Genomic DNA, 19,141 nt, shown 5'->3' on the forward strand with positions numbered 1-19,141 from the left:
TAAAAAATTCTGAATTCGTATTTATATATTCGAATAAAAAATATAACCCCGCTCATTAGGGCAGTACGCCAAGCAGCGACCAGACTCGGCGCGCCTCCGAGTCCGCATTGATCAGCTCCGCCAGCAACTCGCTCAGCGGCTTGTTGCCCCACTCCACCGCGCGCTTGATCAGGTAGGGAACCGGGCTGTGCGGCTCGGTGCGCGCCAGGTAGTCAGCGATCAGCAGCAATTGCCGGTAGGCGTCCTCGCGACTGGTCGGCGCGCCAGCCGGCCCGCTCGGCGCGCTCGCCGGGACGCTTTCCTCGCCGTCCGCGTCGCCTTCGCTGGCATCCGCCTCCGCGACCGGGGGCTGTTCTTCGGACAGCGGCGCTTGCGGGTGCATGGCGATGAACTCCTTGAGCAAGGCCAGCCATTGCGCGATGACCTCGCGCAATGGCTGGCAACTGGGGGCGAGTTCGCCCAGGCAGCGGTCGCACCACTGTTCCAGGCGCTGTAGTTGCTGCTGGCAGGCGAGCAGGCTGGCCTGCTTGCGCTGCCATTGCACCAGGGGCTCCGCGCGCAACGCTTCGTCTAGCTTCTTCTGCTGAAGTTGCGCCGCTTCCAGCGCCGCCTTGGCGCTCTTGCTGTCGCCGCTGGCGACCTGCTGGCGCTGCAACCTCTGCCAGGCATAGAGGGTGATCTCGGCGAACGCGCCCTGCCCCATCAGCGGCAGGCGCGTGTGCAGCAGCTCGGCATAGCGGCGCAACAGCCAGTCGATGGGCGGCACCCGCCACGACTGGTCGCCGTCCTGGGCTTGCGGATGCACCTCCTCGGGGTAGCGCTCGCAGAGTTCCGCCAGCAGCACCAGCGCGCGCTGCAATCCGCCCAGCCCGCCGCGTTGCAGCCAGGCCTCGCCGAGCCAGGCGGCGAGCATCAGGTCCTTGCTGCGCCGCTGCAACAGTTCGCTGGCCAACTGCTCCACCGCGGCCCAGTCGGCGCGCTTGGCCTCCGCTTGCCAGACGCCGGTCGGCAGGCTGCTGTCGTCCTCCCGGCGCAACTCGCGCAGGCGGTCGTAGTCCGGGTCGTAGCGCAGGCTGGGGCCGCACGCCTGTCCGGGGTCGATCGGTTCGAGCAGCACTTCCAGGGACAGGGCGTTGCCGGAAAGAGGCAGGGTCATGGGGTACCTCCGGTGCTGGCGACGGTGGCCGGCAACAGCGTCGCGAACGGCGATTGCGGCGCGCGCACCGGCAGCGGCTGGATGGACAGCGGGGTCTTGCCGCCCAGGCTCATCAACGACAGGCGGAGGAACATCCGCGCCTCGTTTTCCGGGCTGTAGGGCGCATACACCGGCAGTTGCAGGACCAGCGGAAACTCCGTGTAGTCGACGTTCGGCGGGCGCTGCCGGGAGAAGTGCGCGCGCATCATGCGCAACAGCGCCCAGGAGCCCTGGTAGCTCCAGCCGGCCTCGAGGTCGGCCACCGCCAGGCTGGCCTGGCGCGGGTCGTCTGCCGGACGCTGCGAGCCGTTCTTCGCCCAGCGCAGCATGATTTTCAGCGGATCGCCGACATTCCAGGTCAGGCCCTTGTCCTGCGCGCCGGGGAAACGGCTTTCCTGGTCGCCCGAGTACAGGCTCCAGGCGATCACCTGGTCGGCGCCGCGTTCCAGGCTGCGGTCGCTGCGCCAGTCGATGTCCAGGGCGACGCCGAGCAGGCCCGACTTGTCGCGCTCGAACAGCGGGCCGAGCCAGCGCTGCGCCTGCTCCAGGCGGCGGACGAAGTCCTCGGCGGCCGGCAGGTCCGGCGAGCGAACCTGGGCCAGCCCTTCGCGCACCTGCGGCAAGCGCGTCTCCATCAGTTGCAGCAGGTGCCGCACCCGCCCCGGCTCGGCATCGGCCGCTTCCAGGCTGTAGGCGAACGGGAAGCGTCCGGCGAGGTACTGGTTGAAGTAGTCGGCGAGGTCCTTCCAGGCCTGCGCCGCCTGCTGCTGTTGCAACGACTGGCAGCGCCCGAGCGCGCCCTGGCGCAGGTCCACCAGGCGCGTCGCCAGGTCGCTGCGGCTGGACGGCAGGAGCACGCCGTTGAGAATGTCGGCGCAACTGCCGATGTCCATCTGGTTGAAATCGTTACCCACCAGCTTCGCCAACTGCGCCGCGGTGCTCGCCGGGTTGTCGGCCTTGAATTTCTGCAGTTCGGCGTTGAGCGCGCTGAAGCGCACGAACGCGTTGTAGTCGGCGGTGGCCAGGCTGGATTGCTGCGCCTGCAACCACTCCAGCGCCGGGGCGTGGCGTTCGGCGACGGCCGCCATGGCATTGAACTGGCTGTTCAGGCTTTGCTTCAGCTCGGCACTGTCCTGGGCGCGGAACATCTGCAGGCCGAAATTCGGCGCGCCCGACCAGCGGCTGAAATCGACCGGCTCGCGCAGCACCGCCTGCTCGTCGATGTCGCGCAGGGCCTGGCCGATATCGGCCACGGCCAGCGCGTTGAGGCTGAGCAGCAGGCGCGCGCCGGCCTGCAGGTCCTGCAACTCCAGCAGCGCCGCCTGCAACACCTGGACCTGCTTGACCTGCACGTCGAAACGCGAGGCATTGCGACTGGCCAGGCTACGACTGCGCGGCCCGAGGCTTTGCCACATGGCCTCGGTCGCCGCGCTGGCGGCGGCGTGCAGGACCGAATAGCGATAGCGCGGGTTGAGCGATGGCAGGGTGCTCTCGTAGTAGCCGGTGAAGTCGTTGAAGAAGCTCAACGCCTGAGTCACGCCGATATCGTCGATGCTCAGCAAGGAGTGGTCCGCCAGTGTCTTGTCCGCCAGGGCCACGGAGACGAAGTCCTTGGTCTTCAGGTCATCGATGGCGCGTTTCAGACCGAGCAGGTCATCGGCCAGCTTGAGCGTCGCCCCCTGTTTCACCAGCAGGCCGTCGCCGGCAGCCTCCGGAGGCGCGATCCATTCGCTGCGAAACTGCTGCTGCAACTGCACGGTGAGGTTCTGCAGTTCCTCCACGCGGTTTCCCAGCAAGCTGCTTTGCTGGGCGCTCTTGAGCAGGTTCTGGTAGCCAGGGACGAGATCCTGGCCGACGCCATTGCCCCAGATCAGGTTGATGCGGTTGACCTGTTGCTGCAGGTGGTTGATCAATTCGCCGATCCCCAGCAACTGGGCCGCCGTGGCGTCTCGTTCCTGGCCGAGCTGCGCGAGTTCCTGGGTCAGGGCATTGCCGGTGCGTTCCAGGCTGTCGGTGAGGAAGTAGGCGTTCAGCCAGCGTGCCATCAGGTCATGGAAGTTATCCGCCGCCGTGGCGGCGACCCGGCCCAGGTCGAGGGCGGCGAGATCGGCCGGACGCTCGGCGAACAGCGTGCGGTTGTAATAGGCCAGGCGCGCCAGGCTGCCGGCGTTGTAGCTGCTGCCCAAGGCATCGTTACTCAGTTGCAGAAGGTCGTCGAGCGGCGTCCTGCGGTTGTCGATGGCCTGGGCGAACAAGCGATTGTGGCGCTCCAGCGTAGTGGCGCGGGCGACCAGGTCCTTCGCCGCCAGGTAGTCCTTCCACTGGCTGGGGTCGTCGCCCTCCTTCAGGCCGGGTTGGCCATCGCTGCGGATCGCCCGCAGGTCGCTCGCCTCGCCTTCCAGCAGGCTGCGCAGCGGTCGCACCAGCAGGCGCTCGGAAACGCGGCGATACGCGTTGTCGATACGTGCATCCAGGGAGGAAAACCAGGAACTGGGAAACGCCAGCGAAGTGAAGCGCCAGCGCGGCGCCTGTGACACCAGTTGCCACCAGGCCTGGACGTTCTGCCGGACCTGGGCGGCGCGCCGAGTGTCGTCGTCGAGCGGCTGGTAGCGCTCACTGGCGCCATGCAGCAGTTGCGACAGTTCACCGGCGTCGCGCAGCGCGTCGCGCCAGACCCAGGTCATCAGGCCGCCCCAGAGCAGGCACAGGCACAACGCGGCGAGGCCGATCCCGCGCTGCCAGCGCTGACGCAGCTGGAGGATGCGCGGCACCGCCTGGGCCAGGCCTTCCTCGGCAAGGATCCGCCGTGCCCACAGTTGGCTGGCGAAGCTGCTGCGCCGACGCGGCGCGTCGACCGCCGGCAGGACTTCGTCGGCTGCCGCGCCCGCCGCCTCGCTGCCGCTCAGGTAGAGACCGCGAAAGCGCGGCGCCTCGCCCCTGGCGTTGCCCTGGAAGACCGGTTCGAGCAGCGCCTGCAACGAACCGCGGAGGCTTTCCAGGCGTGGCGGCAGGCAATACAGCTCATTGTCCACCTGGCCGCGCAAGGTACCGAGTTCGACGATCGACTCGGTCAGGGTGGCGGTGATTTCCTCCAGCGCCTGCTCGCACCAGCGCGACTGCCAGGCCGCTTCGGCGGCGAACGGCGAGGACCAGCCGAGGGCGCGCTCGCGCGCCTCCTCGGGCAGCGCCGCGAGAAGTTCCTGAAAACCCGGCAGGTCTTCCAGGCCAGTGATCACCACGTAAACCGGCAGGCTCAGGCCAAGGCGCTGGGTCAGTTCCACGTAGCGACGGCGCGCGGCGAGGCCGAGGTTGGCCGCCTGCTCGCCATCCTGCAACCGCGCCAGCGGAATGTTCCAGACCACCCCGTCCAGCGCGCGCCTGCCGCGCAGGCGCAGGAACAGACGCAACAGGCGCAGCCAGGCGCCGCTTTGCCGGCGCAGGCCCTCGTCGGGCAGGAACACCGACTCGGGCACCAGCAGGATCGCCCCCTCGCCGTCCGACCACCAGCGGCCGAACCAGGCCGGACGCGCCACCGGCAGCAGGCGCCAGGTGGCGCACAACTGCTCGCCCTCGGTCTCGTTGCCGAGCATCAGCAGCCAGGGCGCTTCGTAGCGGCCCTGCCAGCCCTGCTCGCGCTCCATCTGCCGGACCGCCGCGTAGAAGCTGCGGATCTCCGTACCACCGCGGGTTCGCCACCACCAGCCCAGCGCCCCCAGCAGCAGCGCCAGCAGCACCAGGAGGAGAACCAGCATGAACAGCGTCGCGCCGCTCATGGCGCCTGCTCCGCATCGGCCAGGTGGGTCACCGCCGCCATTTCGTGCTGGATGTCGCGCCAGAACAGGTGTCCGATACCGCTCATCAACAGCACCAGCCCGAGCACCGCCAGGCCCAGGCGGAAGCCGTCCGGCAGCGCTGCGCGCACCGGCAGACGCCGTGGCGGCGCAGCGGCGGGCTGCTCAAGGCGACGGCCGAGGTCGGCGGCGTCCGCCTCGCGCTGCCAGGCGAAGGCGAACAACGCCTGCCGCCACTTCTCGTGCAGCGCCTCGCCGCGCGGCCCGCGCAGGCGACCGCGGAAGCCGAGGATCAGGCATTGCAGGTAGACGTTGGCCAGGTCGCGACTGGCCGGGGCGCGTTCGTCGAGCAGGCGCTTGATCGCCAGCGGCAGGTATTCGCCCGCCTGGCGACTGCCGTAGAGATGCGACTCCAGCGGTTTGTCCTGCCAGGCGGCCTGCCCCGGCCAGGCGCTGAAGACCAGGGTCTCGTCGACCAGGGCGACGAAGGCATAGACCATCGCCTTGACCTGCACGCCCGCCGCGTCGCCGACGCTGGCGAAGGCGCTGCGCCACAGACGCCGGGTGATGCGGGTGGACAGTTCGAGGGCGCGCTCGACCATCCGTGGCACATCCTGGGCGTCCCGGTCGAGGGCGCCCCAGGCCTCCAGCCATTCCTGCCAGGCCTGGCGGAATGCCGTGCTGAGCGGCTGCTCCTGGTACGCCTGGGAAAAAGGCCCTGCACTCCCTTCGGGCATTGGCGGCTCCTTCCTGTCTAGGTGTTGTCGCTGCCGTCGGCGACGAACAGCACGATCTGCCAGGGACTGCTGGCGACCCCGCTGACCGGCGCGACGATGCGCAGCGGCTGGCCGGCATCGAACCAGTCGCCGGCACCCTGCACGACGAACAAACGGGTGTCGTCGCCAACGCTGTAGGCCACCTGTTCCTGGCGATTCATCGGCTGCCGCGCCAGCCCGCTCATGCGTTGCCGGGCGAGCAACGGCAGGTGCGGGTCGGAGGCGACGATGGCGCGCTCCAGCCAGTCAGCCGCCGCCTGTTCGCCGGCGCCGGCGGGCATCCGCAGGCCGACCACCAGGCGCTGACGCGGCGCCGGATCGGGCAGGCGCACGGAAAATACCTGTTCCTCCTGCTCGAACGGCAGGCAGCGGTAGCCCGCGCGGATCGACTCGATGGCGCGCTCCAACCAGTCCAGCAGCGGCTCGTAGCCACGCCGCAGGTCGAGGAAGTCGAGCGCTTCGAAGGCCGGCACGCCGGCCAGCGGATCGAGCGCCGCCCAGGCACCGGCCAGGCCCAGCAGGCTGCCGTGCAGGGCCAGCGGCGAGGCCGCACGGCTTGCCAGCAGGCCTTCGACCTCCGGCAGGCGGGTCCAGAGCGCGGCAAGCTGGCGACGGATTTCCACCGCGTCGTCCTGGTTGCCCGCCTGCTGCGCCAGGCGCAGGCGCCCGCCGAGGAACAGCGCCTTCTCCCGGGCCCGCGCGCAAAGCGACTGCACGCGTCTGCCCAGGGGCGACTCCGGCAGGATCAGTGGCGTCGGCGGGACGTAGGGCAGGCTGACGTAGGCGCCGCCCTCCTTCGCCACGCGCAGCAACGGCAGGCACACGGAGTCGGCCTTGCCGTCGTCGCCGACCAGCCGCAGCGACGCTCGCCAGACGGTGATCGGCTCGGGGTGCTCGCCGCTGGCCAGGTCCGGCAGCGGCGCGCCGACCCGCGATTGCAGACGGCCCTTCAGCGGCAGCAACTGACCCGCCCGCCACAGCGGACTGACCGCCAGGTGGACGTTCAGCAGCGGCCCTTCGGCGGCCGCCAGCGCTGTCTCCAGATCGAACTCCAGCGGCGCGTCGACACCAGCCTGCACGCTCACCGGCAGGCCGTCGGGCAGGATCGCTTCGAGGTGCAGGACCCGCACTTGGCCGGCGCACAACGCAGAGGGGTCCAGTTCCAGGGCGGTCACTCCCCAGAACCAAGGGTTGCAGGCCTGTCCGATGCGCGCCGCCAGCGCCTCGGCACGCAATCCCTGCAACTGGAAATGCTGGGGAAGCAGTTGCATCCCTTCGTGCCAGCACACCGCGTCAGGCAGAACACTCATACGACTCCCCTTCGACGTCCTACGTTGTCGTGCACGACGGTCGCTCGCCTGCCCCTCCGCTAACGCGTGGCGGGATCGTTGACCAGTCGCATTTCCCGGGTATCCAGACGCAGCCAGACGCGCTGCTGCTGGTCGAGGCGCAAGCGGTGCGCGCCGGGTGTGTTATAGCCGGCGAAGACCAAAAGTCCAGTTGCGCGGTCGCCGCGCAAGGGGAAGGACTCCGACTCGATGAACTGCCCCGGGACCAGCTCCAGGCTCCATACCGCGAACTGCTGCCGGTAGTCGCGGCGGTACTGCTCGCGATTGGCGAACCACTGGCTGGCCGGCAGTCCGGCCAGTTCCTTGAACAGCTCCGCATCCTTCACCGCGACGAAATCCACGGCGATCGGCGAGTCGTCGTTGGCGCGCGCGGCGACATCCAGGGTCAGCCGCTGCAACTCGACCCGCGGCGCGAAGAAATACGAGCAGCCGGCCAGCGCCAGGATCGCCAGCGCCAGGGAGAGTTTCCGACATATGGTGAAACATCCTTGCTTCATGGGAGTCCAACGAAAATTTTATTTTGCAAATCCATAGACCTGTTCTAGCGTCTTTTGTAGTTCGTCGCCAGTGACGGACCAGAGGGATCGCCAAGGACAGGTTCTGCGCCGTTTTCCCTGTCATGCCTGTGATCCAGCAAGGGACTGCGATGATCAGGGCATCCCCCCGATGCATTGCTCCCCCACCATTGCATCGGAGTCAGCCGCCATGGCCGAGAGTACGCAGCACAAGCTGGACCGGGTGCGCCCGCCGCGCGTGCAGATCACCTACGACGTCGAGATCGGCAACGCCATCGAGAAGAAGGAGCTGCCCCTGGTGGTCGGCATCCTCGCCGACCTCTCCGGCAAGCCGGATACCCCGCCGGCGAAGCTGGTCGAACGGCGTTTCGTCGACATCGACCGCGACAACTTCAACGAGATCCTCTCCTCCATCTCTCCCCGCGCCACCCTGCAGGTCGACAACACCATCAGCGGCGACGACAGCAAGCTGAACGTCGAGCTGCGCTTCAACCACATCGAGGACTTCGACCCGGTCAACCTGGTGAAGCAGGTGGTCCCGTTGCGTCGCCTGTTCGAAGCGCGCCAGCGCCTGCGCGACCTGCTGACCAAGCTCGACGGCAACGACGACCTCGACCAGTTGCTGCAGGACGTGGTGGCCAACACCGAAGGCCTGCAGGAAATCAAAGCGGCCCGCCCGGAAGCCGAAGCGGCCCCGGCCGGCGACAGCGAACCCCCGGCCGACCAGCCGGCCTGACCCTCTTCCCGGAGAAGCCGCCATGCCCAAGTCATCCGCCGCCGAACAATCCGGCGAGAGTTCGACCCAGACCCTGTCCCTGCTCGACGAGATCATCGCCAAGGGCCGCATGGCCCACGACGACAGCCAGCAGGACTATGCCCGCGACATGCTCGCGGAATTCGCCACCCAGGTCCTCGACGAGGGCATGGCCGTCGACAAGGACACCGTGGCGATGATCAACGACCGCATCAGCCAGATCGATGCGCTGATCAGCGACCAGCTCAACCAGATCATCCACCACCCCGAGTTGCAGAAGCTGGAAGCCTCCTGGCGTGGCCTGCACCAACTGGTGAGCAACACCGAGACCAGCGCGCGGCTCAAGCTGCGCCTGCTGAACGTCGGCAAGAACGAACTGCAGAACGACCTGGAGAAGGCGGTCGAATTCGACCAGAGCGCACTGTTCAAGAAGATCTACGAAGAGGAATACGGCACCTTCGGCGGACACCCCTTCAGCCTGCTGATCGGCGACTTCACCTTCGGTCGCCATCCGCAGGACATCGGCCTGCTGGAGAAGCTGTCGAACGTCGCCGCGGCTGCCCACGCGCCGTTCATCGCCGCCGCCAGCCCACGCCTGTTCGACATGAACAGCTTCACCGAACTGGCCGTGCCACGCGACCTGACCAAGATCTTCGAGAGCCTGGAGCTGATCAAGTGGCGCGCCTTCCGCGAGAGCGAGGACTCGCGCTACGTGTCGCTGGTGCTGCCGAACTTCCTCTTGCGCCTGCCCTACGGCCCGGAGACGCGACCGGTGGAAGGCATGAACTATGTCGAGGACGTCAACGGCACCGACCACTCCAAGTACCTCTGGGGCAACGCCGCCTGGGTCCTGGCGCAGCGCATCACCGAGGCCTTCGCCAAGTACGGCTGGTGCGCGGCGATCCGCGGCGCGGAAGGCGGCGGCGCGGTCGAGGGCCTGCCGGCGCACACGTTCCGCACCAGCTCCGGCGACCTGTCGCTGAAGTGCCCGACCGAGGTGGCGATCACCGACCGCCGCGAGAAGGAACTCAACGATCTCGGCTTCATTTCCCTGTGCCACAAGAAGAACAGCGACGTGGCGGTGTTCTTCGGCGGCCAGACCACCAACAAGGCCAGGCTCTACAACACCAACGAGGCCAACGCCAACGCGCGCCTGTCGGCGATGCTGCCGTACGTGCTGGCGGCATCGCGCTTCGCCCACTACCTGAAGGTGATCATGCGCGACAAGGTCGGCAGCTTCATGACCCGCGACAACGTGCAGACCTACCTGAACAACTGGATCGCCGACTACGTGCTGATCAACGACAACGCACCGCAGGAAATCAAGGCGCAGTACCCGCTGCGCGAGGCGCGGGTGGATGTCAGCGAGGTGGCCGGCAAACCGGGGGCCTACCGCGCCACGGTGTTCCTCCGGCCGCACTTCCAGCTCGAGGAACTCAGCGCGTCGATCCGCCTGGTCGCCAACCTGCCGCCGCCGGTAGCGGCGTGAGTCCGCCCCCGCCGGCAGCGCCGGCGGGGCGCCCTTCCCGTTCCAGACAGCCCCTCTCCAGGAGTCAGATGCGATGGATGCGATCATTCTCGATTTCGGCAGCGACATCAAAGGCGACAGCCTGCTCGTCGGCTACGAAAACAAGATCGAAATCATGTCCTACAGCCACAACGTGGCGATGCAGGTCACCAACGACGTCAGCAACTCGGAGCGCACCTCCGGCAAACCCCACGTCGGCGAATTCACCCTCACCAAGTTCATCGACACCTCGACCCCGACCCTCAACGAGTATTGCTGCGCCGGCAAGCCGATCGCCGAGGCGACCATCACCATCGGCCGCAACGCCGCCGAGGGCAACGGGCAGATCATGCCCTTCATCGTCTACACCCTGAACAACGTGGTGCTCTCCAACGTCAGCGTCAGCGGCGGCGCCGGCGGCAAGCCGGTGGAGACCCTGTCGCTGAACTTCACCAAGATCAAGTGGGAGCTGACCGCGCAGAAGGACGACGGCACCAAGGAAGGCACGGCCGCCTCGACCTGGGACCTGGCCGCCAACCAGCTGGTCAAGTGACCGGGCGCCGACATGTCCGGAGCCCTGCCGCCGCTGTTCGAGCGCCTCAGCGCCGAGGCCGACGAACGTCCCGCGTTCGACGACCGGGCGCTGGCCGAGTCGGTCCGCGGCGAGCTGCTGCGCCTGCTCAACACACGGCGCCCGGCGAATGCGCGCAGCGGCATCCTCGCCTACGGGCTCGCCGACTGGACCGCCGTGCAACGCCTGCGCGCCGAGGACCGGCGCCAGCTGGCGCGCGAGGTGCGGGCGGCGGTCGAGCATTTCGAGCCGCGCCTGCAACTGGCCGAGGTCGAGGTCGAACCTGACCCGGGCAATCCGCAGCGCCTGCGTATCCAGCTCGGCGGCCGCCTGCGCAGCGGGTCGCGCCTGACGCCTGCGCTATTCGTCATCGAACAGGGCAGCGATGGCCTTGAGGTGCGCCATGAGCGATTCGATTGATGCCGACCTGCTCGACTACTACCAGCGCGAGCTGACCTGGCTACGGCACGCCGGCGGCGCCTTCGCCGAGCGCTATCCGAAGGTCGCCCGGCGCCTGCAACTGGCTCCCGGCGAATGCCCCGACCCGCACGTCGAGCGTCTGCTGGAAGGTTTCTCGCTGCTCACCGCGCGCCTGCAACGGCGCCTCGACGACGACTACGCAGAGTTCAGCGACGCCCTCCTCGAACAGCTCTACCCCCTGGCGCTGCGCCCGCTGCCGTCCTGCGCGATCGTCCAGTTCGAGCCGGACCCGACCCAGGGCAACCTCGCCGAGGGCTACCGGCTGCCGCGCGACACCGCGCTGTTCGTCACCACCCGTGGCGGCGACAGCGTGCATTTCCGCAGCAGCGCCGAGGCGACCCTGTGGCCGCTGGCGATCGACGAGGCGAACCTGCTCGGCGGCGAGGAGGCGCAAGCCCTGACCGGAGTCGGCGCCGCCCGCTCGGCGTTGCGCCTGAGCCTGCGCTGCCTGGGCGAGTACCGCTGGGACGAACTGTCGATCGAGCGCCTGCGCATCCACCTGGCGGCTTCGCCGATGGGCTGCGCGATCCTCTACGACCTGCTCGCCGCGCATACCGTGCAGGTCATGGCGGGGGCGCCCGGCACGCCGCCGGCGGCGCTCCGCGGACTGCCGGAGATCGTCGGCTTCGCCGCCGACGAGGCGCTGCTGCCGGAGGAAGACGGCGGACATCCGGGCCTGCGCCTGCTCGCCGAGTACTTCGCCTTCCCCGACAAGTTCCACTTCTTCGACCTGCCACTGTCCGGCGCGCTCGCCGACGGACAGACGCTCTACCTGTACCTGGTCTTCGATCGCGCACCGACGGCACGCCTGCATTTGCAGGCGGAAGACTTCCAGCTCGGCTGCGCGCCGGCGATCAACCTCTTTCCGCGGACCTCGGAGCCGCTGCGCCCGGACGGCACCCGCAGCGAGTACCGCCTGGTCGCCGACAGTCACCGCGAGAACAGCGTGGAAATCCATAGCATCCGCGCCGTGCGCTCGGTGGCCGGGAGCACCGTGCAGCCAGTCCCGGCCTACTATGGCTGCCGCCACGACAGCCACCTCGGCACGCTCTACTGGCACGCCCGGCGCATCGCCGGGCTGACCCCGAACCGGCTGGGCAGCGACCTGCTGCTGAGCCTGGTGGATACCGGCTTCGACCCGTTACGCGAAGCCCCGGCCTTCAGCCTGACCGCCGAGCTGCTATGCACCAATCGCTATCTGGCCGAGCGCCTGGGTGCCGGCACCGCGCTGGGCTTCGAACGGCCCGGGCCGGTCGCCGCCGCACGCCTGCGCAACGCGCCCAGCGCGCAGAGCCAGCCGCGCCTGGACGGCCAGTCGCGCTGGAGACTGGTCTCGCAGCTGACCCTCAACCACCTGTCGCTGGTGGAAGGCCCGCGCGCCCTCGAAGCCCTGCGGGAAATCCTCGCCCTGCACAACCTGCGCGACGATGCCAGCGCCCGCCGGCAGATAGAAGGGCTGAGGCAACTCGACTGCCAGCGGGTGGTGGCGCACGTCGGCGAGGATGCCTGGCGCGGCTGGCGCAATGGCCTGGAAATCCGCCTGCGACTCGATCCGCAACACTTCGTCGGCGCCAGCGGCGTGCTGTTCTCCGCCGTGCTGGCGCAGTTCTTCTCGCTGTATGCCACCGCCAACCGCTTCGTGCGCACGGTCCTGGTGGAAGCCGACAAGGAGGTGAAGACATGGCAACCCCAGGCCGGCTCGCCGCTCTCCCTCTGAGTCAGCGGCTGCGCCGCACGCCGCAGCGCTTCGAACTGTTGCAGGCGCTGCTGCTGCTCGAACGCGAGCGTCCCCAGGCGTTGCCGCTGGGCACCGGCAACGCGCCGCGGGCGGAGGCCCTGCGCCTGCGCGGGCCGCTGTTGCCGCTGTTCGCCTCGAGCGAGGTGGAAAGCCTGCTCGACGACCCGCAGCAACCGGTGCTGTCCACCCCGGTGTTCGGCCTCGGCGGACCCGACGGCCCGTTGCCCTATGCCTACCAGGAATGGCTGCAACAACGCGCCCGGCAGAAGGACCATGCCCCCGCCGAGTTCCTCGACCTGTTCCAGCACCGCCTGCTCAGCCTGCTCTACCGGGTGCTGCGCAAGCATCGCGTGGCGCTCGGTTTCGCGGTGCCGGCGGCGACCCCGGTGCAGGCGCAGCTACGCGCCCTCAGCGGCCTGTTGCCGAAAGCCCTGCAAGAGCGCCTGGCGCTGCCGGACAGCGCGGTACTGGCACGCACCGCGCTGTTCGCCGGCGGGCGTCGCTCCCTGGCCGGCTTCGCCGGCCTGGTGCGCCAGCATTTCGGCGTGGAGGCACGGCTGGACGCCTACCAGGGCGCCTGGAAGGAAATCCCCGCGGCCAGCCGCAGCCGGCTGCAACGCGGCGGACGCAACCTGCGCCTGGGTCGCGACGCCATAGCCGGCACGCGCACCTGGGACGAGCACGCCGGCATCGCCCTCAGTCTCGGTCCGCTGGATGCCCGCGAAGCCGCCCGCTTCTTCCCCGACGGCGACGCCCATGGCCAGTTGGCCAGCCTCGCCGCGCTGTACTTCGGCCCCGACCTGGATTGTCGCCTGAGCCTGCTGGTGAGCGGCGGCGCGCCGCTGCGCCTGGAGCGCGGTGCACCGCCCAGGCTGAGCTGGAACACCGGCCTGCGGCGCGTCGAAGACGGCCAGCGGCAGCGCATCGATCTCGACCTGCGGCAGCCGGAGGTAGCCTGAAATGGAACTCGCCGCCCTGATCGGCCGCCTCAACCCTGACTGTCGCCGCGCCCTGGAGCGCGCCGCGCAACGCTGCCTGCAACGCACCCATCATTACGTAGAGATCGAGCACCTGCTGCTGGAGCTGCTGGACATCGACGGCGGCGACTTCGCCTGCCTGCTGCCGCGCTTCGGCCTGGAGCGCGACGCCCTGGTCGCCGAGATCAACCTGTCGCTGGAGCTGTTCAAGGCCGGCAATACCCGCACTCCGGCGCTGTCCGCGCACACCATCGGCCTGCTCGAAGACGCCGTGGTCCACGCCAGCGTGCTCGGCCAGGCGCAGATCCGTTCCGGCCTGCTGCTGCTCGCCCTGCTCGACCGCGAGGAGCGCCGCGCCCTGCTGCTGAACAGCGCGTCGTCGCTACTGCGGATTCCCCACGAGGCCTTGCAGGCCAACCTGCTGGAGTGGATCCAGGTCTCCCGCGAACAGCCGCCCGCGCCGAACCGCCCGGCGGCAGGCGGCGACAAGCCGGAAAGCGCCCCGGACCCGCTGCTCGACCAGTACACCCAGGACCTCACCGCCGAGGCCCGCGCCGGGCGCATCGACCCCATCGTCGGGCGCGACGGGGAAATCCGCCAGTGTGTCGACATCCTCCTGCGCCGGCGGCAGAACAACCCGATCCTGGTCGGCGCGCCGGGCGTCGGCAAGACCGCGGTGGTCGAGGGCCTGGCCCTGCGCATCGCCGCCGGCGAGGTGCCGCCGTCGTTGCAGGAGGTGATCCTGCGGGTGCTCGACCTCGGCCTGTTGCAGGCCGGCGCCAGCATGAAGGGCGAGTTCGAGCAGCGCCTCAAGGGCGTGATCGACGCCGTGCGCAACAGCGCGCAGCCGATCATCCTGTTCATCGACGAGGCGCACACGCTGATCGGCGCCGGCGGCGCGGAAGGCGGCAGCGACGCCGCCAACCTGCTCAAGCCGGCCCTGGCGCGCGGCGAGTTGCGCACCCTGGCGGCCACCACCTGGCTGGAATACAAGAAATACTTCGAGAAGGACCCGGCGCTGACCCGGCGCTTCCAGTTGGTCCAGGTCGAGGAGCCGGACGAGGCCACCGCCGTGGAGATGCTGCGCGGCGTCGCCGGCAAGCTGGAACTGCATCACGGCGTGCAGATCATGGACGCGGCCATCGTCGATGCGGTGAAGCTGTCGCACCGCTACATCTCCGGCCGCCAGTTGCCGGACAAGGCGATCAGCGTGCTCGACACCGCCTGCGCGCGGGTCGCCCTCGGCCAGCACGACGTGCCGCCGCCGCTGGAAAGCCTGCGCCATCGCGAGCAGGCGCTGGAAGAGGAATTGCAGCGGCTGCGCCGGGAACAGGCCACCGGCCTCGACCACAGCGCGCGTATCACCGCCCTGGAAAGCGAGTCGGGCGATAACCGCCGGACCATCCGCGAGCTGGAGACCCGCTGGGACGAGGAACGCGAAGCGGTGCGCGAACTGCTCGACATCCGCCGCGAACTGCTGGCCCTCAGCGAAAGCGCCGACGCGGCCAAGCCCGACGAGGAACTGGACGGTCGCATCGACCACCTGGCCGCCGAACTGGCGCGCCTGGCGGCCGGCCTCGAAGCCATCCGCCAGGACGACCCGCTGGTTCCCGAGCAGGTGGACTCGCGTACCGTGGCCGCGGTGATCGCCGGCTGGACCGGCATCCCGGTGGGCAAGATGCTCGCCGACGAAGCCCACGCCATCCGTTCCCTGGCGCAACGAATGGGCCAGCGGGTGATGGGCCAGGAGGCCGCCCTGGGCGCCATCGCCCAGCGCATCCAGGCCTATCGCGCCGGACTCAGCGACCCGGCCAAGCCGGTCGGCGTATTCCTCCTGCCCGGCCCCACCGGCGTGGGCAAGACCGAGACCGCCTACGCCCTGGCCGACGCCCTCTACGGCGGCGAACGCAACCTGATCAGCATCAACCTCTCCGAGTACCAGGAGGCCCACACCGTCAGCCAGCTCAAGGGCGCCCCGCCCGGCTACGTCGGCTACGGCAGCGGCGGCGTGCTCACCGAAGCGGTGCGCCGCAAGCCCTATTCGGTGGTGCTGCTGGACGAGATCGAGAAAGCCCATCCGGACGTGCTGGAAGCCTTCTACAACGTGTTCGACAAGGGCGTGATGGAAGACGGCACCGGCCTGGTGGTGGACTTCAGGAACACCGTGATCCTCGCCACCAGCAACGTCGGCGCCGAACTGCTGCTGGACAGCCCGGCCGAACAGGTCGCCACCCCGGCCTTCGACGAGCGCCTGCGCAAAGTCCTGCTGCAAACCTTCCGCCCGGCGTTCCTCGCGCGCATGACCGTGGTGCCTTACCGGCCGCTGGAGGAAGCCACCCTGGAAGGCATCGTCGTGGCCAAGCTGGAAAAACTGCGGGAACGCTACAAGGCCGCTACCGGCAAACAGTTCGACTTCGACCCGGCCATCGTCAAGGCCGTGCTCGCCAAGTGCAGCGCGGCGGGCGCGCGGGATATCGAGAACGTGCTGATGGCGCAGGTGACGGGGAAGTTGGCGGAGTGGGTGTTGGAGTAGGACCCTATTTGAGGAGTCTATATGAACTATTTATTCGTGCCATTCACAAGCGAAGAAAGCAATAACGAACTACTATCCATGGGTACGCTTTGGGCATCCCAAGTGGCAAAGGATCCTCGCGGCAGAGAACCACCGAAGCTATTATTTTACAACACTAAGCACATGAAGCCATTAAATATCATAAACAATGACGATACGCTGTACGTGATTGCTCATGGTTACGAAGGCATCTCAGACTACATATTCAGCCTGAGCACCCCTCCTGCGAACGGGCTCATACCGGCGTTAACGGCAGGGGAACTGTCAGTAAGACTGAAAGTAGCAGGATTAAATGCAAACCATAGAAGAGTCAAGCTCTACGTATGTAACTCAGGGGGTGAGTTTTCGGAATTTGCTACTTCATTCAAAAGCAAAATGCGAGACAGCATGGGCTACCCCAATATAGATGTATATTACTATAATTCATCGGTGTCGGTACCGAAAGAATTTGCCGACGGCAATTACCATAAAGACGGGGTACTCTTTGATGCGCAAGGCAATGTAGTGCTAACGCCAAGATTTCGAGCTTCGGAAGCAAGACAGAGAGTACCTTAAGAATAATTTAGCGCCATCTCAAATAAAAAGGAAACGAGTAATGGGATATCTATTTTTTGACACTTCATAACCACAAAATAAGCCTCCTCCATCCCCCTTTATGAGCTCTGACCAAGTCACCATTATGGCGCTGAAATTCTGGTCTGGAACGTACAGCACATGGACAACCAATCCACATCCACTCATTCGATGGCCTTTTGGGAAAAGCTGGAGTTCCTCGACAATACTTGGCCAACCGATGAGGAGCGATCATTTTCCGGTGATCTATACGTGGATGGAAAAATCGGGATGAAGGTCGTCTTGAGGTTATTCATCATTCCTTCGGGCTGGCATGACAAGGCACACTAATGCCCCGTCCCACCGACACCAATACCACCCTCTCCCTCAGCGCCTCCACCCTGGGTGATCTTTACCCCCAGACGCTTTCCGGGGGCGAGGCGTTGAACGAGCTGGGCAGCCTGACGCTCGGCGGCTACAGCGCCACCGCGCTGACGTTGAGCAATGCGGTGGCCACCCATCTCACCGCCACCCTGCACAACGACGCCGACCAGCGTCCGCTCGACGGCCTGGTCGCGGAGATCCGCCAACTCCCCGGCGATGCCAGCGCCGAGCGCTACCAGGTGCTGTTGCGCCCCTGGCTCTGGTGGCTGACGCTGGCCAGCAACAACCGGGTGTTCCAGAACCTGGCCACCAGCGACATCGTCACCCAGGTCTTCGACCAGCACGGCTTCAGCGACTACCAGTTGCAGCTCAGCGGCAGCTACCAGCCCCGCGAATACTGCGTGCAGTACGGCGAGAGCGATCTCGCCTTCGTTTCGCGGCTGCTGGAGGAAGACGGCATCTTCTGGTTCTTCACCCATGCCGCCGGCAAGCACACCCTGGTGCTGGCCGACAGCAACGACGCTTTCCCGCCGATTCCCAACGGCCCGCAAGTGGCCTACCTGGGCCAAGGAATCGGCGTGCGCGAGTTGCAGGGCGTGCGTTCGGCGCAGTACAGCCTCCAGGCGGTATCCGGGACCTACAGCGCCACCGACTACGAGTTCACCACCCCGGGCACCTCGCTGTACTCCCAGGCCGAGGCGGTTTCCGGCGCCGCCGGCGTCTACCAGCACCCCGGCGGCTACACCGCCAAGGCCCAGGGCGACAGCCTGACCAAGCAACGCATCGACGGCCTGCGCAGCCAGGAGACGCGCCTGATCGGCGAGAGCGACTGCCGCTGGCTGGTGCCCGGCCACTGGTTCACCCTCAGCGGGCATGACGACGATTCGCTGAATATCGACTGGGTGCTGACCTCGGTCACCCATGACGCCAGCCACGCGCACTACCGCAACCGCTTCGAGGCGATCCCCAAGGCCACCGCCTACCGCCCCGCGCGGGTCACGCCCAAGCCGCGCATGCACACCCAGACCGCCCTGGTGGTGGGCAAGGCCGGCGAGGAGATCTGGACCGACCAGTACGGCCGGATCAAGATCCAGCTCCCCTGGGACCGCGACGGCAAGAACGACGAGACCTCCTCCTGCTGGGTGCGCGTGGTGCTGCCCTGGAGCGGCAAGGGCTTCGGCATGCAGTTCGTGCCGCGCATCGGCCAGGAAGTGATCGTCACCTTCATCGACGGCGACCCGGACCGCCCGCTGGTCACCGGCTGCGTCTACAACGGCGACAACGCCCTGCCCTACGCGCTGCCGGACAACCAGACGCAGTCCGGGATCAAGACCAACTCGTCGAAGGGCGGCGGCGGTTTCAACGAGCTGCGCTTCGAGGACAAGAAGGACGCCGAGGAAGTCTTCCTCCAGGCGCAGAAGGACCTCAACGTCAACGTGCTCAACGACAGCACCGCCAGCATCGGCCACGACGAGACCCTGACGGTGCAGAACGCCCGCACCCGCACGGTGAAGGAAGGCGACGAGACCGTCACCCTGGAGAAAGGCAAGCGCACGGTGACCATCCAGACCGGCAGCGACAGCCTGGATGTGAAGGACACGCGCACGGTGACGGTGGGCGCCGACCAGACCCACAGCACCGGCGGCAACTACAGCCACAAGGTCAGCGGCAACTTCGAGCTGACGGTGGACGGCAACCTGACCATCAAGGTCAGCGGCACCCTCGCCCTGCAGAGCGGCGGCAGCCTGACCCTGAAGAGCGACGCCGACCTCGCCGCCCAGGCTGGCACCTCGCTGACCAGCAAGGCCGGGACGTCGCTGACCAACCAGGCCGGCACCTCCCTCACCAACAAGGCCGGCACCAGCCTGACCAACGATGCCGGCGTCAGCCTGACCAACAAGGCCGGCGCCGAACAGACGGTGGACGGCGGCGGCATGCTGACCATCAAGGGCGGCCTGGTAAAGGTCAACTGAGGAGAAG

At 67.5% G+C, this 19,141-nt stretch carries 15 protein-coding genes; 10 read left to right on the forward strand and 5 right to left on the reverse strand.

Annotation, left to right across the window (positions count from 1 at the left end; all coding sequences use genetic code 11):
* Positions 1-55 precede the first annotated feature (55 nt).
* From tssA to LJF27_RS25175, 5 genes are read right to left on the reverse strand one after another with little or no spacing between them, the layout of a single operon-like run.
* Complete coding sequence (tssA, locus tag LJF27_RS25155) at positions 56-1,156, reverse strand: type VI secretion system protein TssA (RefSeq protein WP_003122699.1); 1,101 nt, start codon at positions 1,154-1,156, stop codon at positions 56-58.
* Positions 1,153-4,968, reverse strand: coding sequence for a type VI secretion system protein (locus LJF27_RS25160; protein WP_023086222.1), 3,816 nt, complete (start codon positions 4,966-4,968; stop codon positions 1,153-1,155). Before LJF27_RS25160 ends, tssA begins: the two co-directional genes overlap by 4 nt.
* Positions 4,965-5,723 (reverse strand): DotU family type IV/VI secretion system protein, encoded by a 759-nt coding sequence (locus LJF27_RS25165; RefSeq protein WP_023116881.1) that lies wholly within the window; start codon positions 5,721-5,723, stop codon positions 4,965-4,967. Before LJF27_RS25165 ends, LJF27_RS25160 begins: the two co-directional genes overlap by 4 nt.
* A gap of 17 nt (positions 5,724-5,740) precedes the next feature.
* Entirely contained in the window at positions 5,741-7,072 is a 1,332-nt protein-coding gene (gene tssK / locus LJF27_RS25170; protein ID WP_020750612.1) for a type VI secretion system baseplate subunit TssK, read from the reverse strand.
* A 59-nt stretch (positions 7,073-7,131) separates the two neighbouring features.
* Positions 7,132-7,608: a hypothetical protein gene (locus tag LJF27_RS25175; protein ID WP_023116882.1), complete on the reverse strand. Its 477-nt coding sequence runs from the start codon at positions 7,606-7,608 to the stop codon at positions 7,132-7,134.
* A gap of 208 nt (positions 7,609-7,816) precedes the next feature.
* On the opposite strand from LJF27_RS25175, the gene tssB reads away from it, so the two are divergent.
* The 10 genes from tssB to tssI all read left to right on the forward strand — a co-directional run bounded on the left by tssB (position 7,817) and on the right by tssI (position 19,134).
* The gene (gene tssB / locus LJF27_RS25180) at positions 7,817-8,362 is read left to right on the forward strand and encodes a type VI secretion system contractile sheath small subunit (protein WP_003089493.1); all 546 of its coding nucleotides are present in this window, start codon (positions 7,817-7,819) and stop codon (positions 8,360-8,362) included.
* A 22-nt stretch (positions 8,363-8,384) separates the two neighbouring features.
* Complete coding sequence (tssC, locus tag LJF27_RS25185) at positions 8,385-9,869, forward strand: type VI secretion system contractile sheath large subunit (RefSeq protein ID WP_003089494.1); 1,485 nt, start codon at positions 8,385-8,387, stop codon at positions 9,867-9,869.
* Between the two features lie 73 nt (positions 9,870-9,942).
* Complete coding sequence (locus LJF27_RS25190; RefSeq protein WP_003089495.1) at positions 9,943-10,440, forward strand: Hcp family type VI secretion system effector; 498 nt, start codon at positions 9,943-9,945, stop codon at positions 10,438-10,440.
* A gap of 12 nt (positions 10,441-10,452) precedes the next feature.
* Positions 10,453-10,878 (forward strand): type VI secretion system baseplate subunit TssE, encoded by a 426-nt coding sequence (gene tssE / locus LJF27_RS25195; protein ID WP_003450950.1) that lies wholly within the window; start codon positions 10,453-10,455, stop codon positions 10,876-10,878.
* Complete coding sequence (gene tssF, locus LJF27_RS25200; RefSeq protein WP_003104926.1) at positions 10,862-12,655, forward strand: type VI secretion system baseplate subunit TssF; 1,794 nt, start codon at positions 10,862-10,864, stop codon at positions 12,653-12,655. Before tssE ends, tssF begins: the two co-directional genes overlap by 17 nt.
* Positions 12,619-13,635, forward strand: coding sequence for a type VI secretion system baseplate subunit TssG (tssG, locus tag LJF27_RS25205; RefSeq protein ID WP_003114517.1), 1,017 nt, complete (start codon positions 12,619-12,621; stop codon positions 13,633-13,635). The genes tssF and tssG overlap by 37 nt, the downstream gene beginning before the upstream one ends.
* Before the next feature lies 1 nt (position 13,636).
* The gene (gene tssH / locus LJF27_RS25210) at positions 13,637-16,186 is read left to right on the forward strand and encodes a type VI secretion system ATPase TssH (RefSeq protein ID WP_023116883.1); all 2,550 of its coding nucleotides are present in this window, start codon (positions 13,637-13,639) and stop codon (positions 16,184-16,186) included.
* A gap of 21 nt (positions 16,187-16,207) precedes the next feature.
* Positions 16,208-16,780, forward strand: coding sequence for a hypothetical protein (locus tag LJF27_RS25215; RefSeq protein WP_003122693.1), 573 nt, complete (start codon positions 16,208-16,210; stop codon positions 16,778-16,780).
* Between the two features lie 159 nt (positions 16,781-16,939).
* Positions 16,940-17,128, forward strand: a complete 189-nt coding sequence (locus LJF27_RS25220) for a hypothetical protein (RefSeq protein WP_003104930.1) — start codon at positions 16,940-16,942, stop codon at positions 17,126-17,128.
* A complete protein-coding gene (tssI, locus tag LJF27_RS25225; RefSeq protein ID WP_023116884.1) occupies positions 17,128-19,134 on the forward strand; it encodes a type VI secretion system tip protein VgrG in 2,007 nt (668 codons plus the stop codon). Before LJF27_RS25220 ends, tssI begins: the two co-directional genes overlap by 1 nt.
* Positions 19,135-19,141 lie beyond the last annotated feature (7 nt).

The organism is Pseudomonas sp. 203-8, assembly GCF_020708595.1.
In the GTDB taxonomy this organism is placed as follows: Bacteria; Pseudomonadota; Gammaproteobacteria; order Pseudomonadales; family Pseudomonadaceae; genus Pseudomonas; species Pseudomonas aeruginosa.